At 68.3% G+C, this 20,298-nt stretch carries 24 protein-coding genes; 13 read left to right on the forward strand and 11 right to left on the reverse strand.

Going from position 1 to position 20,298, the window contains the following annotated elements; all coding sequences use genetic code 11:
• Window positions 1-42: 42 nt before the first annotated feature.
• From ACPPVQ_RS15535 to pdhA, 3 genes are read right to left on the reverse strand one after another with little or no spacing between them, the layout of a single operon-like run.
• Window positions 43-1,356: a dihydrolipoamide acetyltransferase family protein gene (locus ACPPVQ_RS15535; RefSeq protein ID WP_426516037.1), complete on the reverse strand. Its 1,314-nt coding sequence runs from the start codon at window positions 1,354-1,356 to the stop codon at window positions 43-45.
• Window positions 1,353-2,408 (reverse strand): alpha-ketoacid dehydrogenase subunit beta, encoded by a 1,056-nt coding sequence (locus ACPPVQ_RS15540; RefSeq protein ID WP_426516038.1) that lies wholly within the window; start codon window positions 2,406-2,408, stop codon window positions 1,353-1,355. Before ACPPVQ_RS15540 ends, ACPPVQ_RS15535 begins: the two co-directional genes overlap by 4 nt.
• Window positions 2,405-3,520, reverse strand: a complete 1,116-nt coding sequence (pdhA, locus tag ACPPVQ_RS15545) for a pyruvate dehydrogenase (acetyl-transferring) E1 component subunit alpha (RefSeq protein WP_426516039.1) — start codon at window positions 3,518-3,520, stop codon at window positions 2,405-2,407. Before pdhA ends, ACPPVQ_RS15540 begins: the two co-directional genes overlap by 4 nt.
• A 124-nt stretch (window positions 3,521-3,644) precedes the next feature.
• Between pdhA and ACPPVQ_RS15550 the strand changes: the two genes are divergently transcribed.
• The 4 genes from ACPPVQ_RS15550 to ACPPVQ_RS15565 all read left to right on the forward strand — a co-directional run bounded on the left by ACPPVQ_RS15550 (window position 3,645) and on the right by ACPPVQ_RS15565 (window position 7,064).
• Window positions 3,645-4,118, forward strand: a complete 474-nt coding sequence (locus ACPPVQ_RS15550; protein WP_426516040.1) for an Lrp/AsnC family transcriptional regulator — start codon at window positions 3,645-3,647, stop codon at window positions 4,116-4,118.
• A 137-nt stretch (window positions 4,119-4,255) separates the two neighbouring features.
• A complete protein-coding gene (locus ACPPVQ_RS15555; protein ID WP_426516041.1) occupies window positions 4,256-5,443 on the forward strand; it encodes a thiolase family protein in 1,188 nt (395 codons plus the stop codon).
• The gene (locus ACPPVQ_RS15560) at window positions 5,440-6,174 is read left to right on the forward strand and encodes an enoyl-CoA hydratase/isomerase family protein (protein WP_426516042.1); all 735 of its coding nucleotides are present in this window, start codon (window positions 5,440-5,442) and stop codon (window positions 6,172-6,174) included. The genes ACPPVQ_RS15555 and ACPPVQ_RS15560 overlap by 4 nt, the downstream gene beginning before the upstream one ends.
• Window positions 6,171-7,064: a 3-hydroxyacyl-CoA dehydrogenase family protein gene (locus ACPPVQ_RS15565; protein WP_426516043.1), complete on the forward strand. Its 894-nt coding sequence runs from the start codon at window positions 6,171-6,173 to the stop codon at window positions 7,062-7,064. The genes ACPPVQ_RS15560 and ACPPVQ_RS15565 overlap by 4 nt, the downstream gene beginning before the upstream one ends.
• An 8-nt stretch (window positions 7,065-7,072) precedes the next feature.
• On the opposite strand, the gene ACPPVQ_RS15570 is transcribed toward ACPPVQ_RS15565, so the two are convergent.
• Complete coding sequence (locus ACPPVQ_RS15570) at window positions 7,073-7,474, reverse strand: hotdog fold thioesterase (protein WP_426516044.1); 402 nt, start codon at window positions 7,472-7,474, stop codon at window positions 7,073-7,075.
• 83 nt (window positions 7,475-7,557) lie between these two features.
• Between ACPPVQ_RS15570 and paaZ the strand changes: the two genes are divergently transcribed.
• Complete coding sequence (gene paaZ / locus ACPPVQ_RS15575) at window positions 7,558-9,633, forward strand: phenylacetic acid degradation bifunctional protein PaaZ (RefSeq protein ID WP_426516045.1); 2,076 nt, start codon at window positions 7,558-7,560, stop codon at window positions 9,631-9,633.
• Window positions 9,634-9,640: 7 nt separating this feature from the next.
• Here the strand turns inward: paaZ and ACPPVQ_RS15580 are convergent, their stop codons facing one another.
• From ACPPVQ_RS15580 to paaI, 3 genes are all read right to left on the reverse strand, one after another.
• Entirely contained in the window at window positions 9,641-10,234 is a 594-nt protein-coding gene (locus ACPPVQ_RS15580) for a TetR/AcrR family transcriptional regulator (RefSeq protein WP_426516046.1), read from the reverse strand.
• A 71-nt stretch (window positions 10,235-10,305) separates the two neighbouring features.
• Entirely contained in the window at window positions 10,306-11,616 is a 1,311-nt protein-coding gene (paaK, locus tag ACPPVQ_RS15585; RefSeq protein ID WP_426516047.1) for a phenylacetate--CoA ligase PaaK, read from the reverse strand.
• Window positions 11,613-12,023 carry a hydroxyphenylacetyl-CoA thioesterase PaaI gene (gene paaI / locus ACPPVQ_RS15590; protein ID WP_426516048.1) on the reverse strand — a complete coding sequence of 137 codons (411 nt, stop codon included), beginning with the start codon at window positions 12,021-12,023 and terminating at the stop codon, window positions 11,613-11,615. The genes paaK and paaI overlap by 4 nt, the downstream gene beginning before the upstream one ends.
• Before the next feature lie 126 nt (window positions 12,024-12,149).
• Between paaI and paaA the strand changes: the two genes are divergently transcribed.
• Genes paaA through ACPPVQ_RS15620 form a run of 6 tightly spaced genes read left to right on the forward strand, consistent with a single transcriptional unit; the run spans window position 12,150 to window position 16,696 of the window.
• Window positions 12,150-13,139 (forward strand): 1,2-phenylacetyl-CoA epoxidase subunit PaaA, encoded by a 990-nt coding sequence (gene paaA, locus ACPPVQ_RS15595; RefSeq protein WP_426516049.1) that lies wholly within the window; start codon window positions 12,150-12,152, stop codon window positions 13,137-13,139.
• Window positions 13,136-13,471, forward strand: coding sequence for a 1,2-phenylacetyl-CoA epoxidase subunit PaaB (paaB, locus tag ACPPVQ_RS15600; RefSeq protein WP_426516050.1), 336 nt, complete (start codon window positions 13,136-13,138; stop codon window positions 13,469-13,471). The genes paaA and paaB overlap by 4 nt, the downstream gene beginning before the upstream one ends.
• Entirely contained in the window at window positions 13,468-14,274 is an 807-nt protein-coding gene (paaC, locus tag ACPPVQ_RS15605) for a 1,2-phenylacetyl-CoA epoxidase subunit PaaC (RefSeq protein ID WP_426516051.1), read from the forward strand. Before paaB ends, paaC begins: the two co-directional genes overlap by 4 nt.
• Window positions 14,271-14,786, forward strand: a complete 516-nt coding sequence (gene paaD, locus ACPPVQ_RS15610; protein WP_426516052.1) for a 1,2-phenylacetyl-CoA epoxidase subunit PaaD — start codon at window positions 14,271-14,273, stop codon at window positions 14,784-14,786. Before paaC ends, paaD begins: the two co-directional genes overlap by 4 nt.
• A 1-nt stretch (window position 14,787) precedes the next feature.
• Complete coding sequence (gene paaE, locus ACPPVQ_RS15615) at window positions 14,788-15,900, forward strand: 1,2-phenylacetyl-CoA epoxidase subunit PaaE (RefSeq protein ID WP_426516053.1); 1,113 nt, start codon at window positions 14,788-14,790, stop codon at window positions 15,898-15,900.
• Window positions 15,901-15,925: 25 nt separating this feature from the next.
• Entirely contained in the window at window positions 15,926-16,696 is a 771-nt protein-coding gene (locus ACPPVQ_RS15620) for an enoyl-CoA hydratase/isomerase family protein (protein WP_426516054.1), read from the forward strand.
• A 13-nt stretch (window positions 16,697-16,709) separates the two neighbouring features.
• Here the strand turns inward: ACPPVQ_RS15620 and ACPPVQ_RS15625 are convergent, their stop codons facing one another.
• The 3 genes from ACPPVQ_RS15625 to ACPPVQ_RS15635 all read right to left on the reverse strand — a co-directional run bounded on the left by ACPPVQ_RS15625 (window position 16,710) and on the right by ACPPVQ_RS15635 (window position 18,716).
• A complete protein-coding gene (locus ACPPVQ_RS15625; protein ID WP_426516055.1) occupies window positions 16,710-17,051 on the reverse strand; it encodes an SHOCT domain-containing protein in 342 nt (113 codons plus the stop codon).
• A gap of 4 nt (window positions 17,052-17,055) precedes the next feature.
• The gene (locus tag ACPPVQ_RS15630; protein WP_426516056.1) at window positions 17,056-17,511 is read right to left on the reverse strand and encodes a hypothetical protein; all 456 of its coding nucleotides are present in this window, start codon (window positions 17,509-17,511) and stop codon (window positions 17,056-17,058) included.
• A 68-nt stretch (window positions 17,512-17,579) separates the two neighbouring features.
• Entirely contained in the window at window positions 17,580-18,716 is a 1,137-nt protein-coding gene (locus ACPPVQ_RS15635) for a hypothetical protein (RefSeq protein WP_426516057.1), read from the reverse strand.
• A gap of 165 nt (window positions 18,717-18,881) precedes the next feature.
• On the opposite strand from ACPPVQ_RS15635, the gene ACPPVQ_RS15640 reads away from it, so the two are divergent.
• The gene (locus ACPPVQ_RS15640; protein WP_426516058.1) at window positions 18,882-19,265 is read left to right on the forward strand and encodes an SHOCT domain-containing protein; all 384 of its coding nucleotides are present in this window, start codon (window positions 18,882-18,884) and stop codon (window positions 19,263-19,265) included.
• 32 nt (window positions 19,266-19,297) lie between these two features.
• The gene (locus ACPPVQ_RS15645) at window positions 19,298-19,669 is read left to right on the forward strand and encodes an SHOCT domain-containing protein (protein ID WP_426516059.1); all 372 of its coding nucleotides are present in this window, start codon (window positions 19,298-19,300) and stop codon (window positions 19,667-19,669) included.
• Window positions 19,670-19,732: 63 nt separating this feature from the next.
• Here the strand turns inward: ACPPVQ_RS15645 and ACPPVQ_RS15650 are convergent, their stop codons facing one another.
• Window positions 19,733-20,251 carry a hypothetical protein gene (locus ACPPVQ_RS15650; RefSeq protein WP_426516060.1) on the reverse strand — a complete coding sequence of 173 codons (519 nt, stop codon included), beginning with the start codon at window positions 20,249-20,251 and terminating at the stop codon, window positions 19,733-19,735.
• Window positions 20,252-20,298 lie beyond the last annotated feature (47 nt).

A 20,298-nucleotide genomic window follows, 5' to 3' on the forward strand; every position in this document is an offset into this window, starting at 1 on the left:
GCCCGCTCCCAGCGTAGCCTCGGCTGCCGCCTGCGGTCAGGGTCAGGCGGGAGGGGCGTCCGCGAGCAGGTCGAACGGATGCTCGATCGAGTCGGCGACGGCCCGCAGCATCCCCGCTGCCACCCCGCCGTCGCACACACGGTGATCGAAGACCAGCGAGAGCTGGACGATGCGGCGCGGCACGATCGATCCGCCGACCACCCACGGCCGCTCGATGAATCGTCCGACACCGAGGATCGCGACCTCGGGGTAGTTGATGATGGCCGCGCTGCCGTCGACGCCGAGGCTGCCGTAGTTGTTGATCGTGAACGTCGAGCCTGCCAGTTCTGACGGCGCCGCCTTCCCGTCGCGTGCCGTACGGGTGAGCCGGTCGAATTCGCCGTCCAGTCCGCGCAGGGTGAGGGTTTCGGCGTGCCGCACCACAGGGACCACGAGTCCGCGTGGGGTGTCGACGGCGAAGCCGAGGTTCACTCCGTCGAACTCCTCGATCGACGCCGCGTCGGAGCTGAGGCGTCCGGCGAGCACCGGGTACTGGGCGAGTGCCGACAGCGTGAAGCGCGCGATGAAGGAGAGGAGCGACGGATGCCGGTCCCCGAGCCACATGCGCGAACGGAGGTCCCAGAGATCGGTCGCGTCCACATCCACCCAGACGGTCGCCTCGGGGATCTCGCTTCGGCTCCGCGACATGGTGGCCGCGACGGTTCGGCGGAAGATTCCGAGCGGTGTGACGGAGCGGATTCCGAGGCCGGTTCGTTCATCCGTTCCCCCGGCCGGCGCAGCGACGACGGTCGTCGCGCCGGACGATGCCGACTCGACGTCGCGGCGGGTGATGAGTCCGCCCGGCCCGGACCCCGCGAGGGCTGCCAGGTCGAGCCCGCGGGTCTTGGCGAGTCGGCGCACGACCGGCGAGATCACGGCGGGATGCGCGGCGACGCTCGGCCGGACGGCGGGAGTCACAGCAGGCGGCTGCTCGACAACGCGGGTGGGTGCACCCACGAGTGCCGCACGACGGCGGCGGCCGGTGTGCCGGGTCTCGGTGGTTCCGTACCCGACGAGGACGTTCCCTGAGCGCTGGGCTGCCTGTTCGGCTACCGGTGCCGCCGGTGCCGTGTCACCGCCCGCATCCACTTCGATCAGCGGAGCCCCGACGCGCAGGTCCTCCCCTTCTTCGCCGTGCAGCGCACTGATGGTGCCACCGTAAGGGGACGGCACCTCGACGACCGATTTCGCCGTCTCGACCTCGGCGACCGGCTGGTCGACGACGACCTCCTCGCCGACCTGCACGAGCCAGCGCACCAGGGCCGCCTCGGTGAGTCCCTCGCCGAGATCGGGAAGCAGGAAGATCTGCGCGGTCATGCGCCCGCAGTCCCGTCGTCAGGCTCGGCACCGTCATCCCACTGCAGGCGGTCGACGGCGTCGAGCAGCCGATCGACGCTGGGCAGGTAGTACTCCTCGAGCTTCGGCGGTGCGAACGGTGTGTCGAAGCCGGTCACCCGCAGCACCGGGGCCTCGAGGTAGTGGAAGCAGCGCTCGGAGACCCTGGCAGCGATCTCCGATGCAACGCTCGCGAATCCGGGCGCCTCTGCCACGACGACGGCACGCCCCGTCGAACGCACGGCGGCGGTGACGGTCTCGTCGTCGAACGGCACGAGGCTGCGCACGTCGACGACCTGGAGGCTGCGCCCCTCCTCCGCGGCCGCATCGGCAGCTGCGAGGGCGACGGGCACCGACGGACCGTACGCGATGATCGTGGCGTCGGTTCCTTCGCGGATGACCTGGGCGCGCCCGATTTCGGGCAGCGGCGCCGTTGTGTCGACCGTTCCACTCGTCCAGTAGAGCTTCTTGGGCTCGAGGAAGATCACGGGGTCGGGGTGTGCGATCGCGGCGCGGAGCAGCCCGTAGGCATCCTGCGGCGTCGCCGGCGTCACCACGGTGAGACCGGGTGTGTGCGCGTAATACGCCTCCGACGAGTCGGAGTGGTGCTCGACCCCGCCGATGCCGCCCGCATACGGAATGCGGATCACCAGGGGCAGCCGCACAGCGCCGCGGGTGCGGTTGCCCATCTTGGCGACGTGGTCGACGATCTGCTCGAAGGCCGGGTATGCGAAAGCGTCGAACTGCATCTCGACGATCGGACGCATCCCGTTCATGGCCAGCCCGACCGCGCTGCCGACGATGCCGGCTTCCGCAAGAGGTGTGTCGAAGCACCGGTCTTCGCCGAATCGCGCCGTGAGGCCGTCGGTGACGCGGAAGACCCCGCCGAGCGGACCGACGTCTTCGCCGAAGACGAGAACCGACGGGTCTGCTTCGAGGGCGTCGGCGAGTGCCCGGTTGAGCGCCTGCGCCATGGTCATGGTCGGTGTCGGTGTCGTGTCCGACCGCAGGTCGGCGTCATGCATGAGGGTCATTTCACGTCTCCTGTCCCGGCGGCGTCTGCTGCAATCTCGCCCGCCAGCATCGCCGCCTGCTCCTGCAGCTGCGGAGTCCTGGTCGCGTAGACGAACTCGAAGAGGTCGGATGGGTCCGGCACCGTCTCCGCATTCATCCCGTCGCGCAGGGTGCTGGCTACGCGCTCCGCCTGGCTGTGGATCTCGGCTTCGTCACCGTCGCCGAGCACGCCCAGGCCACGAAGGTAGGTGCGGATGCGCTTCAGCGGGTCCTTCTCACGCCAGGGCGCGACCTCGTCGTCGCTGCGGTAGCGCGTGGCGTCGTCTGCGTTGGTGTGGGACTCGATGCGATAGGTGACGGCCTCGATGAGACGAGGGCCGGCGCCCGAGCGCGCAGCCGAGACCGCATCCCCGAGAACGGAGAGCAGAGCGGCGAGATCGTTGCCGTCGACGCGCTGGCCGGGCATCCCGTAGCCGATCGCCTTGTGGGCGATCGACGGGGCGGCGAGCTGCCTGCGCAGCGGCACGGAGATGGCGTAGCCGTTGTTCTGCACGAAGAACACGACGGGCAGGTGGAAGACGGCTGCGAAGTTGAGCGCTTCGTGGAAGTCGCCTTCGCTGGTCGCCCCGTCGCCGCAGATCGCGAGCACCACCGTGTCTTCGCCGCGGAGCTTCGCCGCGTGCGCGAAACCGACGGCGTGCAGCAGCTGGGTGGCCAGCGGCGTCGCCTGGGGTGCGACGTTGTGCCGGTGCGGGTCGTAGCCGGAATGCCAGTCACCGCGCAGCAGCGAGAACGCCTCGACGGGGTCGACACCACGGCTGAGCACGGCGACCGTGTCACGGTAGGTCGGGAAGAGCCAGTCCTGGTCGCCCAGCACGAGCGACGCGGCGACCTCGCAGGCTTCCTGGCCGTGCGACGAGGGGTAGACGGCCAGCCGACCCTGACGCACGAGCGCGCTGGCCTGGTCGTTGACGCGACGACCGATCACGAGGTGGCGGTAGCCGTCGATGAGCCGGTCGCGCCCGGGAAGCGCGTACTGCTCGTCGGGCGTGAACGTGCCAGTGGGGTCGATCAGCTGCACCGGATCGCGGCGGGGAAGCAGGCTCTCGGGCAGCACTGTATCGGGGAGCATCCGTTCTCCTTTGAAAGACAACACCTCTTCATAGAGTGAGGCTTTCGGACCTGCGATGCCAGTTGCGCCCCACTTTCGAGACGATGGCCGGCCGGAAGCTCCGAATTGCGGCATAATGTCCACCATGAGTTCCGATGGCGACCGTCGGATGGACGGAATGCGCGCGCAGGCAGACGACGTCGATCTGCGCATCGTGCAGGAGCTGCGCCGTGACGGGCGAGCCTCGATCACGGCAGTCGCCGAAGCAGCACACATCTCGCGCGCGAATGCCTATGCGCGACTGGCCCGCCTGCTCGAAGACGGCGTGATCACGGGCTTCACGGCGAAGGTCGACCCGCGTCTCACAGGCAGGGGATCATCTGCGTACGTGACCATGCGGGTCGACCAGGCATCGTGGCAGGAGCTGCGCGAACGGCTCGGGCAGATCCCGGAGGTGGAACATATCGCCCTCGTCGGCGGAGACTTCGACGTGCTGCTGCTGGTGAGGGCCCGCGACAATGAAGACCTCCGGCGCGTGGTGCTCGAAGAGCTGACGGCCATCCCGTCGGTGAAGGACACGAAGACCGCGCTGATCTTCGAAGACCACGACACGCGCTGAGCGCTGCGCCGCTCGTCAGCGGCTTGCCGCTCGCAAGGCGATCTGCAAGAATTACTTTCCGAACGATCGGTCACTAATTATCGATCCGGCGCCTGGTCCGCGCAATGGGCCCGAAGACAATGCGGTCGGGAGTGAGCATGGCAGAGGCCTACCTCGTCGGAGGCGTGCGCACGGCGGTCGGTCGCTACGGCGGTGCACTCGCGGGCATCCGCGCTGACGACCTCGCCGCACTCGTGGTCGGCGAAGCACTGCACCGCGCCGGGGCCGACCCGGCATTGGTGGACGACGTCATCCTCGGCGCCGCCAACCAGGCCGGCGAAGACAACCGCAACGTCGCGAGGATGTCCGTGCTGCTTGCAGGGCTTCCGGATGCTGTGCCCGGCATCACGGTCAACCGGCTCTGCGCATCCGGGCTCTCCGCCATCACCCTCGCCGCGCAGGCGGTGCGCGCCGGCGACGCCGACATCATCGTCGCCGGTGGCGTCGAGTCGATGACCAGGGCCCCCTGGGTCCAGGCCAAGCCCGAGCGCGCGTTCGCCAAACCGGGCCCGCAGTTCGACACCTCGATCGGCTGGCGGTTCGTCAACCCCCGTCTCGCCGCCCGTGACAAGGCGACATACTCGATGCCGGAGACCGCGGAAGAAGTCGCCCGCGTCGACGGAATCTCTCGCGAAGACGCGGACGCATTCGCACTGCAGAGCCACCAGCGTGCGGCCGCCGCGGTCGACGCCGGCCACTTCGACGACGAGATCGTCGCGGTCGCCACGCCCACAGGGCCTGTGGCTCTCGACGAAGGCATCCGCCGCGACACGAGCCTGGAAGCGCTCGCCTCCCTCCGGCCCGTGGTCGCCGGCCGCACCGTGGTGACGGCCGGCAACTCGAGCCCGCTCAACGACGGCGCTTCCGCGATCGTGGTGGCCAGCGGCGACGCGGTGAGACGCCTCGGCCTCATCCCGCGCGCCCGGGTGGTCGTCGGGACCAGCGTCGGCCTGGCACCGGAGATCATGGGACTCGGGCCCGTTCCGGCCACGCAGCGCGCGCTGGACCGCAGCGGACTCTCACTCGACGACCTCGGCTCGATCGAACTCAATGAGGCCTTCGCGAGCCAGTCGATCGCCTGCATGCGGCGCCTCGGCCTCGATGAGGCGAAGGTCAACGCGGATGGCGGCGCCATCGCCCTCGGCCACGCGCTCGGCTCGAGCGGGTCGCGGCTCGTCGTCACCCTGCTCGGGCGCATGGAACGCGAAGACTCCCGGTACGGACTCGCGACCATGTGCATCGGGGTCGGCCAGGGCGCCGCCCTGATCCTGGAGCGCATCCGATGACGACTCTCGCCGTGGAACGGCGACCCGACCGCGTGATCGTCCGGCTCGACCGGCCCGAGACGCGCAACGCCATCAACGAGGAGATGGTCGACGAACTCCACGCGGTCTGCGCGGAGCTCGAGTCGACACCCCGCATCCTGCTCCTGGTGGGCAGCAACGGCGTGTTCGCGTCGGGCGCCGACATTGCCGAACTGCGCGAACGCCGGGCCGCGGATGCGCACCGCGGCGTCAACTCCGGCCTCTTCCTGCGCATCGCCGCCCTTCCGATGCCGGTCATCGCGGCCATCGACGGCTATGCGCTCGGCGGCGGCGCCGAACTCGCCTACGCGGCAGACTTCCGGATCGGAACGCCTGCGCTGCGCATCGGCAACCCCGAGACGGGGCTCGGCATCATCGCGGCCGCCGGAGCGCTGTGGCGTCTCCGCGAGCTGGTCGGTGAGCCGCTCGCCAAAGAGATCCTCCTCGCCGGGCGCATCCTCGGCGCCGACGAAGCCCTGGCCGCACGCCTCGTGACCGAGATCCATCCGGCCGACGAGCTCGAAGCCGGCGCGAACGCGCTCGCCGACCGAATCGCAACAAACGACCCGCTCGCGACCCAATACACCAAGGCCGTGTTCCACGCGTCCGACGACGAACACCCGCGGGCCGACCAGGATGCGCAGGCCGTGCTGTTCGAATCGCCCGAGAAGATCAGGCGCATGACCGAGTTCCTCGAGAGGAGACGCCGGTGAACGCCGCACCCGCCCCATCCGCTCCCGACCGCGAGGCGGTCCCCGAGCGCGTCGGCGTGCTCGGAGGTGGCCGCATGGGCGCCGGCATCGCCCATGCGTTCCTTCTCGCGGGCGCCGAAGCCGCCGTCGTCGAACGAGACCGGACGTCCGCCGACGCCGCGCGCGCCCGCATCCTGCGCGCGGTCGAAGCCAGCATCGAACGCGGCACGACCACGCTCAGCCTCGAAACCGTGGCCCCCCGTCTGCACGTCGGAGAAGACCTCGATGTCTTCGCACATGTCGGCCTGGCGATCGAGGCCGTTCCGGAAGACCTGGTCACTAAACACGAAGCGCTCTTCGCCGTCGAAACAGTGCTGCCGGCCGGCGCCAGCCTGGCGAGCAATACGTCGTCGCTCTCGATCGACGACCTCGCGGTCGTGCTGAAGCGACCCGAACAGTTCCTCGGCCTGCATTTCTTCAACCCGGTTCCGGCATCCCTGCTCGTCGAAGTCGTCACCGGAACCGCGACCGACCCGCGCCTGGTCGCGCAGGCGCAGGACTGGGTGCGCGCACTCCGCAAGACGCCCGTCACGGTCGCCGACGCGCCCGGGTTCGCCTCCTCCCGGCTCGGCGTCACCCTCGGCCTCGAAGCGATCCGGATGCTCGAAGACGGCGTCGCCTCGGCGGCAGACATCGACGCGGCCATGGTGCTCGGCTACAAGCACCCGATGGGGCCGCTGCGCCTCACCGACCTGGTCGGGCTGGATGTGCGACTCGGCGTTGCCGAATACCTCGCCGACCGCCTCGGTCCGCGCTTCGAGCCGCCGGACCTGCTGCGGCGCCTCGTCGCCGAAGGAAAACTCGGCCGAAAGACCGGGCAGGGGTTCTACACGTGGGACGAGGCGCAGTGATCCGCGACTCAGTCGGCCGCCTCATCGAGGATGAGGTTCGTGATGCGCGCCGTGCAGACGCGCTTGCCATCCTCATCCGTCACGACGATCTCGTGCGAGGCGATCTTGCGGCCCAGACGGATCGCCGTTGCGACACCGGTGACCGTGCCCGACTTCACGGCGCGGTGATGCGTGGCGTTGAGGTCGACACCGACAGCGGTGCGGCCGGGACCTGCGTGAAGCACGGCCGCCCACGAGCCGAGGGCCTCGGCGAACGCGGCCGACGCACCTCCGTGCAGCAGCCCGAAACCCTGGCGATTGCCCTCTACGGGCATCGTCGCGACGATGCGCTCCGGCGACTGTTCGAGGATCACGATCCCGAGCTTGACGTCCAGTTCACCCAGTTCGATGGTCCAGTCCCGATCGGCCATGGTCCGCATCCTTTCATCCAGCGCTTCTCCGGCGCTCAGTGTACCCATCCGCCGACCCGAACGAATTCGAAGAGAGCAACCCCATGACGAGCATCCTTCCCAGCTACGTGAACGGCGCCTGGTGGACCCCCGCCGATCCGGCTTCCGTCGCCGACGCCGCACTCGTGCGCGACGCCTCGACGGGCGAAGTCATCACTGCGGTCAGCACCGCCGGTCTCGACCTCGCCGCCGCGCTCGAGTACGCGCGCACCGTCGGCCAGGAGTCGCTCGGGCGCCTGACCTTCCACCAGCGCGCGATGCTGCTCAAGCAGTTCGCCCAGGTGCTCACCGAGCGCAAAGACGAGCTCTACGCCCTCTCGAGCCGTGCGGGAGCGACAAAATCCGACTCGTGGGTCGACATCGACGGCGGCATCGGCGTGCTCTTCACCTACTCGTCGAAGGGTCGCCGAGAGCTGCCGAACGGTACCGTCTACGTCGACGGTCCGGCGGAGCAGCTCTCGAAGGACGGCTCGTTCCTCGGCCAGCACGTCTATACCCGGCTGCCGGGCGTCGCAGTGCAGATCAACGCATTCAACTTCCCGGTCTGGGGCGCGCTCGAGAAGTTCGCGCCGGCGTTCCTCGCCGGCGTGCCGAGCCTCGTCAAGCCGGCGACGCCCACGGGTTACCTCGCGGAGGCGTTCGTGCGCATCCTCGTCGAGTCCGGGCTGTTGCCCGACGGGTCGCTCCAGCTGGTCTCGGGCGCGGTGCCCGACCTGTTCGACGAGCTCCGGCTCGGTGACCTCGTCGGCTTCACCGGGTCGGCCTCGACCGCCGAGCGGCTCCGCGCCAACGATTCTGTGCAGACCGGCGGTGTGCGGTTCACGAGCGAGACCGACTCGATCAACGCGTCGGTACTCGGTCCGGATGCCGTGGCCGGCACCCCCGAGTTCGACGCGTACGTCAAGCAGCTGGTCGCCGAGCTCACGGCGAAGTCCGGCCAGAAATGCACGGCCATCCGCCGCGCCATCGTTCCGAATGCCGCCGTCGACGACCTGGTGTCCGCCGTGCAGGCGCGCATCGACGAACGGGTGGTCATCGGGGACCCGCGCGCCGAGGGAGTCACGATGGGGCCGCTCGCCTCCGTCGAACAGCGCGACGAGGTACTCCGGCAGGTCAGGCGACTGACCGACGGGGGCGGCGAGATCGTCATCGGCTCGACCGAGGCGCCGAGCGTCCGACGGGTCGACGGCTCGGTCGGCGAAGACCCGTCCGGCGCATTCGTCGCGCCCATCGTGCTGCGTTTCGCGGACAACACGGCGAGCGCCGCGCACTCCGTCGAAGCGTTCGGACCGGTGGCGAGCATCCTCGGCTACGACTCCACCCCGGAGGCCATTGCGACGGTCGCCCGCGGCGACGGTTCGCTGGTCACCAGCATCGCGACCCACGACCCCCGGGTCGCGGTGGAACTCGTCACCGGCATCGCCGCCCTCAACGGCCGCGTGCTCATCCTCGACCGCGACGATGCACGCACGTCGACCGGGCACGGCTCGCCCGTTCCGCACCTGGTGCACGGCGGCCCCGGACGCGCCGGCGGCGGCGAAGAGCTCGGCGGAATCCGCGCCGTGCTGCACCACATGCAGCGCACTGCCGTTCAGGGATCACCGGACATGCTGACCGCGATCACCGGGGTGTGGCACACCGGCGCGGCCGTCGACACGGCTGGGTCGCATCCGTTCCGCAAGTCACTGGCCGAACTGCGCATCGGCGACAGCGTGCACTCCGAGAGCCGCACCGTAACCCTCGAGGACATCGAACAGTTCGCCCAGTCCACCGGCGACACGTTCTACGCCCACATGGACGAAGAGGCCGCTGCCGCGAACCCCTTCTTCCCGGGGCGCGTCGCGCACGGCTACCTCCTGGTCTCGTGGGCGGCCGGACTCTTCGTCGACCCGGCACCCGGGCCTGTGCTCGCGAACTACGGTCTCGAGAACCTGCGCTTCGTCACTCCGGTGTCGCCCGGCGACAGCATCCGCATCGACCTGACGGCGAAGCAGATCTCGCCGCGAGAGACCGACGAGTACGGGGAAGTGCGGTGGGATGCGGTCATCCGCAACCAGAACGACGAGACGGTGGCGACATACGACGTGCTCACCCTCGTCGCCAAGGAACTCGCCGCCTGAGGCGCGCTCAGACGCGGAGGCCGTCGAACGCGACGGTGAGCACATCCTCGGCGAGCTGGTCGGCGCCCTCGGCGCCGCCCGGACGGTACCACTCCACGATCGAGTTGATCATGCCGAACAGCAGGCGCGTGGCGACACCGGGGTCGACATCGCTCCGCAACGACCCCTCGTCGCGGGCTTCGACAACGAGGGCTGCGACCGCACGGTCGAAAGCACGCCGGCGCGCGAGGGCCGTGCGTTCGACCTCGGTGTTCCCGCGCACCCTCAGCAGGAGCGTGACATACGGCAGCTTGTCGGTGAGCACGCGAACGGCTCCGCGCAGCACGTGGGCCAGTCGGTCAGAAGCATTCCCGGTGCGGCCCGCCTCCTCGCGGAGGACACCCTCGAGCCCGTCGAGTGCCTCACCGAGGGCGAGCTCGAGCAGCTCGTCCTTCGACGCGACGTGGTGGTAGATCGCCGACTTCGACAGGCCGAGGCGGGTGGCGAGGACACCCATGGAGGTGGCGTCGTAGCCGAATTCGTTGAACGCCGCGACTGCGACCTCCAGGATCCCCTGCTGGTCGTAACCCGGACGCCCGCGCCGCACACCCGTTTCTGTCATGTGCCAACCCTCCCGCGATCGGTCTGCTTTGCCCGAATGCCGTGCCGCATCCGGCAAAAGACGTCCGATCGCTAGCGCAGGTCGTAGACCCGCTTGAGCTTGCCCGCGCTGCGTTCGAGCGTTCCCGGCTCCACGAGCGTGACGTTGATCGTCGATCCGATGCGGTCTTTGACCCGCTCGATGAGCACGCCGGATGCCCGGTCGCCGGCCGACGCATCCACACCCTCCAGGCGTTCGATGCGAACCGTGAGTTCGTCCATGCGGCCGGGCCGTGTCAGCTCGAGCACGAAGTGCGGCGAGAGGTGTTCGATGCCGAGCACGATCTCCTCGATCTGGGTCGGGAACAGGTTGACCCCGCGCAGGATGATCATGTCGTCGTTGCGGCCCGTGATCTTCTCCATGCGCCGCATGCCCGGTCGCGCGGTGCCCGGCAGCAGCCGCGTCAGGTCGCGGGTGCGGTAGCGGATGACCGGGAACGCCTCTTTCGTGAGCGTCGTGAACACGAGTTCCCCGAGTTCTCCGTCACCCCGCACGTCTTTCGTCTCCGGGTCGATCACCTCGGGCAGAAAGTGGTCTTCCCACAGGTGCGGGCCGTCTTTGGTCTCGATGCATTCGTTGCCGACGCCCGGTCCCATGACTTCACTCAGGCCGTAGATGTCGACGGCGTCGATGTCGAGGCGTTCCTCCAGTTCGGCACGCATCGCGTTCGTCCACGGCTCCGCACCGAGGACGGCCACCTTCAGGCTCGAGGCCCGCGGGTCCAGCCCCGCGCCGACCATCGCATCCGCGATCGTCAGCAGGTAGCTCGGCGTGCACATGATCACGTCGGGCTCGAAGTCGTGGATGAGCTGCACCTGCTTGCTCGTCTGGCCGCCCGACATCGGGATCACCGTCGCGCCGAGCGCCTCGATACCGGCGTGGGCGCCGAGTCCGCCGGTGAACAGCCCGTAGCCGTAGGCGTTGTGCACACGCATGCCCGGGCGTACACCCGAGGCCCGCAGGCTGCGCGCGACGAGAGAGGCCCAGTTGCGCAGGTCGGTGCTGGTGTACCCGACGACGGTCGGTCGTCCGGTGGTGCCGGAGGAGGCGTGGATGCGGGCGACCTGGTCCATCGGAACAGCGAACATCCCGAACGGGTAGGTCTCGCGCAGGTCGTCCTTGGTCGTGAACGGCAGCAGCGCGAGGTCGTCGAGGGTGCGGATGTCGTCGGGCTTCACGCCCGCTTCGTCGAACTTGCGTGTGTAGAGGGGAACGTTCTCGTAGGCGTGCCGCACGGTCCAGCGGAGCCGCTCGAGTTGCAACGCACGCAGTTCGTCGCGCGACAGGCGCTCCTCCGGGTCGAGTTCGTCGCGTGCCGGCGCGTGGAGCCGCTCGCCGCTCATCGCTGCCTGCTCGTGGTGTGGCTGCGGCCGCGGAACTCGGCGACGACGTCACCGGTCTCGTCGGTGACGCTGACGTCGTAGAGGCCGGTTCGCCCGCTCCTGGCACGCACACCGGCGGTCGCAGTGAGGGTCTGGCCGGCGGTCGTCGGCTTGAGGAAGGTGATGTCGGCACCGGCGGCGAGCGTGATGCGCTCGTCTTCGTTGCACGCGATGGCGAAGGCGGTGTCGGCGAGGGCGAAGACGATTCCGCCGTGCGTCACGTCGAAGCCGTTCAGCATGTCGTCGCGGATGCGCATGGTGACCACGGCATCGCCGGGCTGGCTGCGGACCACCTGCATGCCGAGAGCGGCGGATGCGCGATCTCTCTCGATCATCGCCGCGGCGGCACTCACGGTCGGTTGGGGCATCCGTCCTCCTCGTCGAGTTTCGGCTGTTTGCCGGTCGGTGACCTAGACTATATACTAACCGAACGATCAGTAAGTAATGCGATCCGCCCACGAGGCGATCCGCTGAGCGCGATCCAGGAGTCGACGATGACCACGCCCGCAGAACTGCTTCCAGACCAGACGAGCGAAGAGAACCAGCCGAGCGCAGAAGAGCGCCGGTTCGCCGAACTCATCGACGCCGACTCGCGTGTCGAACCGCGCGACTGGATGCCCGCCGCGTACCGCAAGACGCTCATCCGCCAGATGTCGCAGCACGCGAACTCCGAGATCATCGGGATGCAGCCGGAATCGAACTGGATCACGCGGGCCCCGAGCCTCAAGCGCAAGGCGATCCTGATGGCGAAGGTGCAGGATGAGGCCGGCCACGGCCTGTACCTGTACTCCGCGACCCAGACCCTCGGCATCACGCGCGACGAGATGACCGAGCAGCTGATCGCCGGCAAGGCGCGCTACTCGTCGATCTTCAACTATCCGACGCCGACGTGGGCCGATATGGGCGCTATCGGCTGGCTCGTCGACGGCGCCGCGATCTGCAACCAGGTGCCCCTCTGCCGCGCGTCGTACGCACCGTACGGCCGGGCGATGGTCCGCATCTGCAAAGAGGAGTCGTTCCACCAGCGCCAGGGGTTCGAGATCCTGCTCGAGCTCATGCACGGCACCGAAGCCCAGCAGAAGATGGCGCAAGACGCGGTGAACCGCTGGTACTGGCCATCCCTCATGATGTTCGGGCCACCCGACGACGACTCCCCCAACTCCGCCCAGTCGATGGCGTGGAAGATCAAGCGGTTCTCGAACGACGAGCTGCGGCAGCGCTTCGTCTCGATGCTGGTGCCCCAGGCCGAAGTGCTCGGTGTCACGCTCCCCGACCCCGACCTGCGGTGGAACGAGGAGCGCGGCGAGTACGACCTGGGCGAGATCGACTGGACCGAGTTCCATGAGGTGCTCGCGGGGCGCGGACCGTGCAATGCGCAACGGCTCCAGCGCCGGCGTGACGCGCACGAAGAGGGCCGCTGGGTGCGCGAAGCGGCCGCGGCCTATGCGAAGCGTGAGTCCGAGCGCGAGGCGGTCGCCTCATGACGACGGCATCCGCATCCGCGTCCGACCCGACGCCGCAGACGGGCGGCCACACCGAGGCCTGGCCGCTCTGGGAGGTGTTCGTGCGATCGAGCCGCGGGCTCAGCCACGTGCACGTGGGCTCGCTGACCGCGCCAGACGAAACCATGGCGGTGCGCAACGCCCGCGACCTGTACACGCGCCGCAACGAGGGCGTCTCCATCTGGGTGGTGCCTTCCGACGCCATCACGGCCAGCGACCCGGATGCGAAGGGTGCGTTTTTCGAATCCCCCGCCGGCAAGAACTACCGCCACGCCGTCTACTACACGAAGAGCGAAGGGGTGAAGCACCTGTGAACCAGCGCATCACGGTCGATGGGCTGGACCTCTCGAGCGAGGTCATCGACGCGGGCACCGCGACGACCGAGGACATCGCCGAATACGCGCTGTGGCTCGGCGACGACTCGCTCGTGCTCGCCCAGCACCTCGGCGACTGGATCTCCCGGGCGCCCGAACTCGAAGAAGACGTCGCACTGGCGAACATCGCGCTGGACCTCCTGGGCCACGCGCGTTCGCTGCTCCATCACGCGGGGAGCGCATCCGCCCGCACCGAAGACGACCTCGCGTACTGGCGTGACGAGGCCGACTTCCGCAGCGCCCAGCTCTTCGAGCTGCCGAACGGCGACTTCGCTCACACGATCGCCCGCCAGCTCGTCGCCTCGCACTACCTCTACGAGCTGTACGACCGGCTGCGCGCATCCACCGACCCGACCCTGGCGGCCATCGCGGCCAAGGCGGTCAAAGAGGTCGACTACCACCGCGATCACGCCGACCAGTGGGTGCTGCGGCTCGCGCTCGGCACCGACGAATCGCGTCGCCGCATGACGCTCGCGCTCAGCGACGTCTGGCCGTACGTCGACGAGCTGTTCGTCGACGAGCCGCTCATGGAGCGGCTGGATGGTGTGGCCCCGCGGGCGTCGTCGTTGCGGCCGGCATTCGACGAGACCATCGCCCCCGTGCTGAAGGAGGCCGAGCTCGAGGTGCCGCGCGGTTTCGTGTCCAGCGGCGGTGGTCGCCGTGGCGCACACACCGAACACCTCGGCCCGCTCCTCGCCGAGATGCAGGTGCTCGCACGTCAGCACCCCGGGGCGACCTGGTGAACGCGGCGACGGAGACGCGCTACCGCGGCGTCCTCGCGCAGCGCGCATGGGAGATCGCCGCATCCGTCGCGGACCCCGAAGTGCCCGTGCTCACGATCGACGACCTCGGGGTGCTCCGCTCGGTGCGCGTCGGCGAAGACGATGTCACCGTCAGCATCACGCCCACGTACAGCGGATGCCCGGCGATGGAGGCCATCCGCGACGATGTCGTGACCGCGCTGAACGACGCCGGCTTCGATAACGTCGTCGTCGACATCACGCTGTCGCCGGCGTGGACGACCGACTGGATCTCCGACCTGGGCAAAGAGAAACTCGAACGTTTCGGCATCGCGGCCCCGAGCGGCCGGTCGAACGCCTCCGGCACACCGGTGCGGATGCGGATGTCCGTCAAATGCCCGCAATGCCAGTCCCTGAACACGCGCGAACTCTCGCACTTCGGCTCGACCTCCTGCAAGGCCCTGTACCAGTGCCTCGACTGCCTGGAGCCGTTCGACTACTTCAAGGTGCTCTGACGTGGCGGCTGCGAACCTGGGCACGAGGAAGCGCGCACGGTTCCACACCCTGACCGTCTCCGACATCCGCCCCCTCACCAATGCGAGCGTGGAGGTCACGTTCGCCGTGCCCGACCAGCTGCACGGGGCGTACGACTACGCACCCGGGCAGCATGTCGCGCTGCGGGCGACGATCGACGGGCACGAGCTGCGTCGCAGCTACTCGATCTGCCGTCCGCCGACCCCCGGCTCGATCTCTGTCGCGATCAAGCGCGACCTGGGCGGCGAGTTCTCCACCTGGGCGAACGAAGAGCTGCGCATCGGCGACCGCATCGACGTGATGAGCCCGCAGGGCACGTTCACGACCGACCTCGACGACCTCGACGGCAAGCACATCGTCGGGATCGCGGCCGGTTCGGGCATCACACCGCTGATGGCGCTCGCGCACACCGTGCTCGCCCGCAGTGACACGTCGCGGTTCACCCTCGTCTACACCAATCGCACAGCGGTCGACGTGATGTTCCTCGAGGAGCTCTCCGACCTGAAGGACCGCTTCCCGTCGCGGCTCGCCCTCCACCACGTGCTGTCGCGCGAACAGCGGTCAGCGCCGCTGCTCTCTGGACGCATCGACGAGGAACGGCTGCGGCGCATGCTCGACACGATCATCCACCCGGCGGCGGTCGACGAGTGGTTCCTCTGCGGGCCCTTCGAGCTGGTGCAGCTGTGCCGCGACACACTCGAGAGCGCCGGGGTGGACCGCGCACACATCCGCTTCGAACTGTTCACGACGGGAGACCCGGTGCAGGTCGCCGGCGATGTCGGGCGGCCGGTGCTCGTGCATCCCGGCGAGAAGTCGTTCGAGATCGAATTCACCCTCGACGGCCAGACCGCAACGGTCACGACGCCGGTCGACGCGAACGAGTCCGTGCTGAACGCCGCCCTGCGGGTTCGGCCGGACGTCCCCTTCGCGTGCGCAGGCGGTGTGTGCGGCACCTGCCGTGCGCGGCTGGTCTCCGGAGATGTGCGGATGACCGAGAACTACGCACTCGAACCCGAAGAACTGGAACGCGGTTACGTTCTCACCTGCCAGTCGCATCCGCTCACCGACAAGGTCGCCGTCGACTACGACGTGTGACCGGGCCCGACGAAAGGACTCCCCCGTGATCGACCTGACCATCGCCGACGGCGTCGCGCAGATCGTCCTCAATGCTCCGGAGAAGCTGAACGCGCTCGACGCTGCCGCCCTGGGCGAGCTTTCGGACGCCTACGAACAGGCCGAGGCCGCGCAGGTGCGCGCACTCGTGCTCCGCGGTGAGGGGCGGGCGTTCTGCGCCGGCCGGGACATCTCGGGGGTCGACCCGAGAACCGACGACGTGTCCGGTTACCTCGACGGGCTCGTCACGCCGCTCCTCCAGCGGATGAGCGCCTTTCCCGCCCCCACCTTCGCCGCAGCGCAGGGCGCCTGCCTCGGTGTCGGCCTCGGACTGCTCATCGCGACCGATGTGGTCTACGTCGCCGACAGCGCGAAGATCGGATCCCCCTTCGCCGCGCTCGGTGCAACACTCGACTCCGGCGGCCACGCCTTGTTCTTCGAGCGCCTGGGTGCGCACAAGACCCTCGACCTCATCTTCACCGGTCGTCTCATGTCGGGAACCGAGGCGGTGCAGTCCGGCCTGTTCAGTCGCGTCTTCCCGGCCGACGAACTGACGGATGCGGTGCTCGGCGCCGCGACGACCGCCGCGTCGGGCGCGACCGAAGCCTTCCGCGCGAGCAAAGAGCTCGTGCGCACCCTGCGCGACGACCGCCTCGGGCTGTGGGATTCGATGACCGAAGAGAACGCCGCACAGGCCGCCCTGTGCGACACCGACGACTACCGCGAAGGGTTCGCCGCCTTCCAGCAGAAACGCAAGCCGACGTTCGCCGGCCGCTGATCCCGGGCGCTGGTCAGCGCGGGTTCGCGAGCACCCGCGCCTTCTGCGCGTCGAACTCCGCGCTCGTGAGGATGCCGGCATCCCGCAGCTCGCCCAGCTGCCGGAGCTCCTCGATCATGCTCATCGCGGGGGCCGCCGTAGGCGACGGCGCGGGTGGGGCCGGCGCTGCGACCGCCGGCGTGGGCACAGCGTACGGCTGCTCGGGTACGGGATAGCCGACTCCTGCCGGCTGCATGGGCACAGGATTGCCGGCCGCAGCATCCTGCGCGGCCCACCGGGTCTGCTGCCGACGCTGGATCCTGCCATGCACGCTGCTGGCAACGGCCACTGTCGCGACCGTCTTCAGGATTCCCATGGGCCTAGCCCTTTCGCTCGTCGGTGTGATCGAGCGCCGTCTCGAGGTCGTCCGGAAGGATCGGTCCCTCTGCCACCACGATGGCGCCATCCCGTTCCCAGTCTTCGAGGGCGGCGATCAGCGACCGGTCCTCGTAGACGACCACTGCGCCGAGACTTCCCGGGCTCATCCGCGAGGCGACCTCGGCGATGTCGTCGTCTTCGAGGAGACCGGAACTCGCACCGGAGAACCAGGCGAGTGCCGCATCCTGGTCGACCAAGACATCCGAGGCGTCGAGCGAACGCGAGTGGCCCGTCCCGTCGACCGAGATGAACTCCACATCCAGGATGAGCACCGTCCCACCCTCGACGGCAGCGCGCAGGGACGCGAAACCGGTGTCAACGATGCGGCCGTCCGGAAACTCCACGACCACGAAGTTCATCGGTCCGGTCGATTGTGCGTAAGACGCCACGTCAGCCACTCGCCCCAGCCTCCAACCCCGACGAGGCAAACCTTACGCCGACCGTTTCGCATCGTCTATAGCGGCAGTCAGGTGTGCTGCGGCACGTCCACCTTCGGTCCGGCAGCATCGACGACGGGGCTGACCGCATCCGGCTCGGAGACGAGTCCACTCGTGTTCCGCAGCAGAACGATGAGCCAGCTGAAGATCAAGGTGAAGGCGACGAGCTCGACCGCCGTCAGGTTGTAATAGCCCGTGATGAAGAACGCGGCGAGAACGACGACCACGCCAACGTACACGTACCCCAGCAGCACGAAGACCCGGGGAATCGACGGGACGAGCCAGGGGAACGCGATCACCAGGACGACGTAGACCACGGCCATCCCACTGGCCGCAGAGTTGTGGATCTCCTCGTTACGGTCGAGCGGGAACGCCCCGACACAGGCGAGAAGGATGCCGAGCACCATGAGCCCCACCCGCACCAGCGTTCGTCCGCGCGCCTCGGCCCGGGTGGTCGCCGGCAACGGCGCCGTCGCGTAGTGCGCGATGGTGGTGACCATGATGCCGGCGATGATCAGCGTCAGGTTGAACGTGAGTGACGAGATGTCGTTTCCCATCCCCAGTGTGCTCAGGTTCTTCTGCCACCACAAAGGGTCGGTCGCACTCATCATGCTCGTGATCGCTCCGCTGGCGATGAACGCCGCGAGCACCAGGGAAAGAAGCATCGCGCTCAGGTGGACCGACGAGAGGAAGACGACGTAGGCCGTGAGCGCGACCGCCACTCCGGCCAGGATGACCGCCGAGAAACTGAAGACGACCGCCCCCTTGAAACTGACTCCCATCAGGGCCGCCAGACCGGTCCACGCGAGGATGGCGATGACCCCGTGGGCGAGCGCGAGGGCGCCGACGTCGAACCAGCGCAGGCGCACCCCTGCAGAGTCGTATTCGGCGTTGTCCCGGGCGCTGAGCCGCGAACGCCGCGTGCGCAGCACGATCCGGGCGAAGACGAAGACGACGAACGCGGTGATGCCACCGGTGATGGCCACGAACTGGCCCAGCGAACCGGGCCCCGAGATGGGCAGGTCCTTCCCTCCGAACGAGAAGAACGCGATGATCGCCGCGACGACGAAGATGGCGGCTCCGACGACGAGGGCCGCGGACTCCAGTGTCTGCGTGCTCTCTGCAGGATTCCGGAAGACCCGGCCGACCGACTGCGGCTTGCTCATTGCCACCCTCCCAGCTCCTCCGGGACACGCCCCGGCAGGCACAGTATGCATTCCGCCACGATCATGCGACATCATCCGATCCGGATGATGTCGGACCGCTCAGGTGCGCATTACATTCATGCCAATGGCTCACCGTCGGGTGCGCCCCAACCGAAAGGCCCTCCGATGAGCTTCTGGGATTTCCTCTGGTTCTTCTTTTGGACGTACATCTTCATCTCGTTCATCATCATCCTGTTCCAGATGTTCGCGGACCTCTTCCGCGACCGCTCCCTCAATGGGTGGGCCAAAGCACTGTGGATCATCTTCCTGGTGTTCATACCCTTCCTCGGTGCGCTGATCTACCTGGTCGTGCGCGGACGGGGGATGGCGGAACGGCAGGCGGCACGCATGATGGTCGCTCAGGCGGACAACGACGCATACATCCGCACGGTGGCGTCATCCTCGTCCCCGTCGGCCACCGACGACATCGCGAAGGCGAAGGCTCTTCTCGACTCGGGCGCCATCACCCAGGCCGAATACGACGCCCTGAAGGCTCGCGCCATCGGCTGACCCGCTGATCCGAGAGAAAGAACACACCGATCATGTTCTGGAATTTCGCAGGCTACCTTCTCTGGACCTTCATCTTCGTGGCCTACCTGATGGTGATCTTCATGATCATCGGCGACCTTTTCCGCGACAGTACGGTGAACGGCTGGGGCAAGGCGCTCTGGATCATCTTCCTGGTCTTCGTGCCGTTCCTCACCGCACTCGTGTACTTCATCGCGCGCGGCCCGGGGATGGAGGCACGGCGTGCAGGGGACATGGCGACGGCGCGCTCGGAGACCGACGCATACATCAAGCAAGTGGTGACCACGCCTGCCGCCGACCAGATCGCCCAGGCGAAACAGCTCCTCGACGATGGAACGATCAGTCAGGCGGAGTTCAACACGCTGAAGGCCCGGGCCCTGGCCTGAACCCCGGTCCCGCCGGACCCGAACCGGTGGTTCCGTGGGTTCAGCCCAGCGAGCGCATGTCGTTCAGTGGATGAGCGCCTTGAGGATGATCATCGCGACACCGAACACCGCGGTGCCCAGCGCGCCGAGGATCCGGATCGGCCAGGAATCGCCGCGCAGGCTGAACACGATGAAGCCCAGCACGGCGAGGATCACCACGCCGAGCCACAGCGCGACCCAGATCGCGACCTTGTCGTCGACCGTCTGGGTTGCCCCCAGCAACAGGACGATGGACGGCGGGAGAGCCGACGTCAGGAACCCGACGGAACGCCGGAGGGCCGTGCGGAAGGCCGTCCCCAGCGACGAGTCATCGCCCTCGAACGCACCGTGGCCCGCGATCGTACCGGCGTAGACATGTGCGGCCCAGAACACGACGACCGTTCCGAAGACGCTGAGGAACACCTCCCACGACGTCGCGCCGTACGAGCCCGCCACCACGATCATTCCGCTGACCAGAACGGTGCCGTAGACGGATTCCTCCGTGATGTAGTCGAGGCGCGCGCGGCGCAATGCTTCGGAGGAAAGTCTTCGCACCTGAGTCATATCTCCCCTACTTTCACGACAGGCACAAGTATCGCCTGCCCGCCGAC

This window comes from Leifsonia sp. McL0618 (assembly GCF_049994905.1).
Lineage (GTDB): Bacteria > Actinomycetota > Actinomycetes > Actinomycetales > Microbacteriaceae > Diaminobutyricibacter.

Excerpts from the sequence above, each read along its gene's own strand:
- ACPPVQ_RS15535 (WP_426516037.1), bottom strand. The coding sequence starts at position 1,356 with ATGACCGCGCAGATCTTCCTGCTTCCCGATCTCGGCGAGGGACTCACC.
- ACPPVQ_RS15540 (WP_426516038.1), bottom strand. The coding sequence starts at position 2,408 with ATGACCCTCATGCATGACGCCGACCTGCGGTCGGACACGACACCGACA.
- pdhA (WP_426516039.1), bottom strand. The coding sequence starts at position 3,520 with ATGCTCCCCGATACAGTGCTGCCCGAGAGCCTGCTTCCCCGCCGCGAT.
- ACPPVQ_RS15550 (WP_426516040.1), top strand. The coding sequence starts at position 3,645 with ATGAGTTCCGATGGCGACCGTCGGATGGACGGAATGCGCGCGCAGGCA.
- ACPPVQ_RS15555 (WP_426516041.1), top strand. The coding sequence starts at position 4,256 with ATGGCAGAGGCCTACCTCGTCGGAGGCGTGCGCACGGCGGTCGGTCGC.
- ACPPVQ_RS15560 (WP_426516042.1), top strand. The coding sequence starts at position 5,440 with ATGACGACTCTCGCCGTGGAACGGCGACCCGACCGCGTGATCGTCCGG.
- ACPPVQ_RS15570 (WP_426516044.1), bottom strand. The coding sequence starts at position 7,474 with ATGGCCGATCGGGACTGGACCATCGAACTGGGTGAACTGGACGTCAAG.
- paaZ (WP_426516045.1), top strand. The coding sequence starts at position 7,558 with ATGACGAGCATCCTTCCCAGCTACGTGAACGGCGCCTGGTGGACCCCC.
- ACPPVQ_RS15580 (WP_426516046.1), bottom strand. The coding sequence starts at position 10,234 with ATGACAGAAACGGGTGTGCGGCGCGGGCGTCCGGGTTACGACCAGCAG.
- paaK (WP_426516047.1), bottom strand. The coding sequence starts at position 11,616 with ATGAGCGGCGAGCGGCTCCACGCGCCGGCACGCGACGAACTCGACCCG.
- paaI (WP_426516048.1), bottom strand. The coding sequence starts at position 12,023 with ATGCCCCAACCGACCGTGAGTGCCGCCGCGGCGATGATCGAGAGAGAT.
- paaA (WP_426516049.1), top strand. The coding sequence starts at position 12,150 with ATGACCACGCCCGCAGAACTGCTTCCAGACCAGACGAGCGAAGAGAAC.
- paaB (WP_426516050.1), top strand. The coding sequence starts at position 13,136 with ATGACGACGGCATCCGCATCCGCGTCCGACCCGACGCCGCAGACGGGC.
- ACPPVQ_RS15625 (WP_426516055.1), bottom strand. The coding sequence starts at position 17,051 with ATGGGAATCCTGAAGACGGTCGCGACAGTGGCCGTTGCCAGCAGCGTG.
- ACPPVQ_RS15635 (WP_426516057.1), bottom strand. The coding sequence starts at position 18,716 with ATGAGCAAGCCGCAGTCGGTCGGCCGGGTCTTCCGGAATCCTGCAGAG.
- ACPPVQ_RS15640 (WP_426516058.1), top strand. The coding sequence starts at position 18,882 with ATGAGCTTCTGGGATTTCCTCTGGTTCTTCTTTTGGACGTACATCTTC.
- ACPPVQ_RS15645 (WP_426516059.1), top strand. The coding sequence starts at position 19,298 with ATGTTCTGGAATTTCGCAGGCTACCTTCTCTGGACCTTCATCTTCGTG.
- ACPPVQ_RS15650 (WP_426516060.1), bottom strand. The coding sequence starts at position 20,251 with ATGACTCAGGTGCGAAGACTTTCCTCCGAAGCATTGCGCCGCGCGCGC.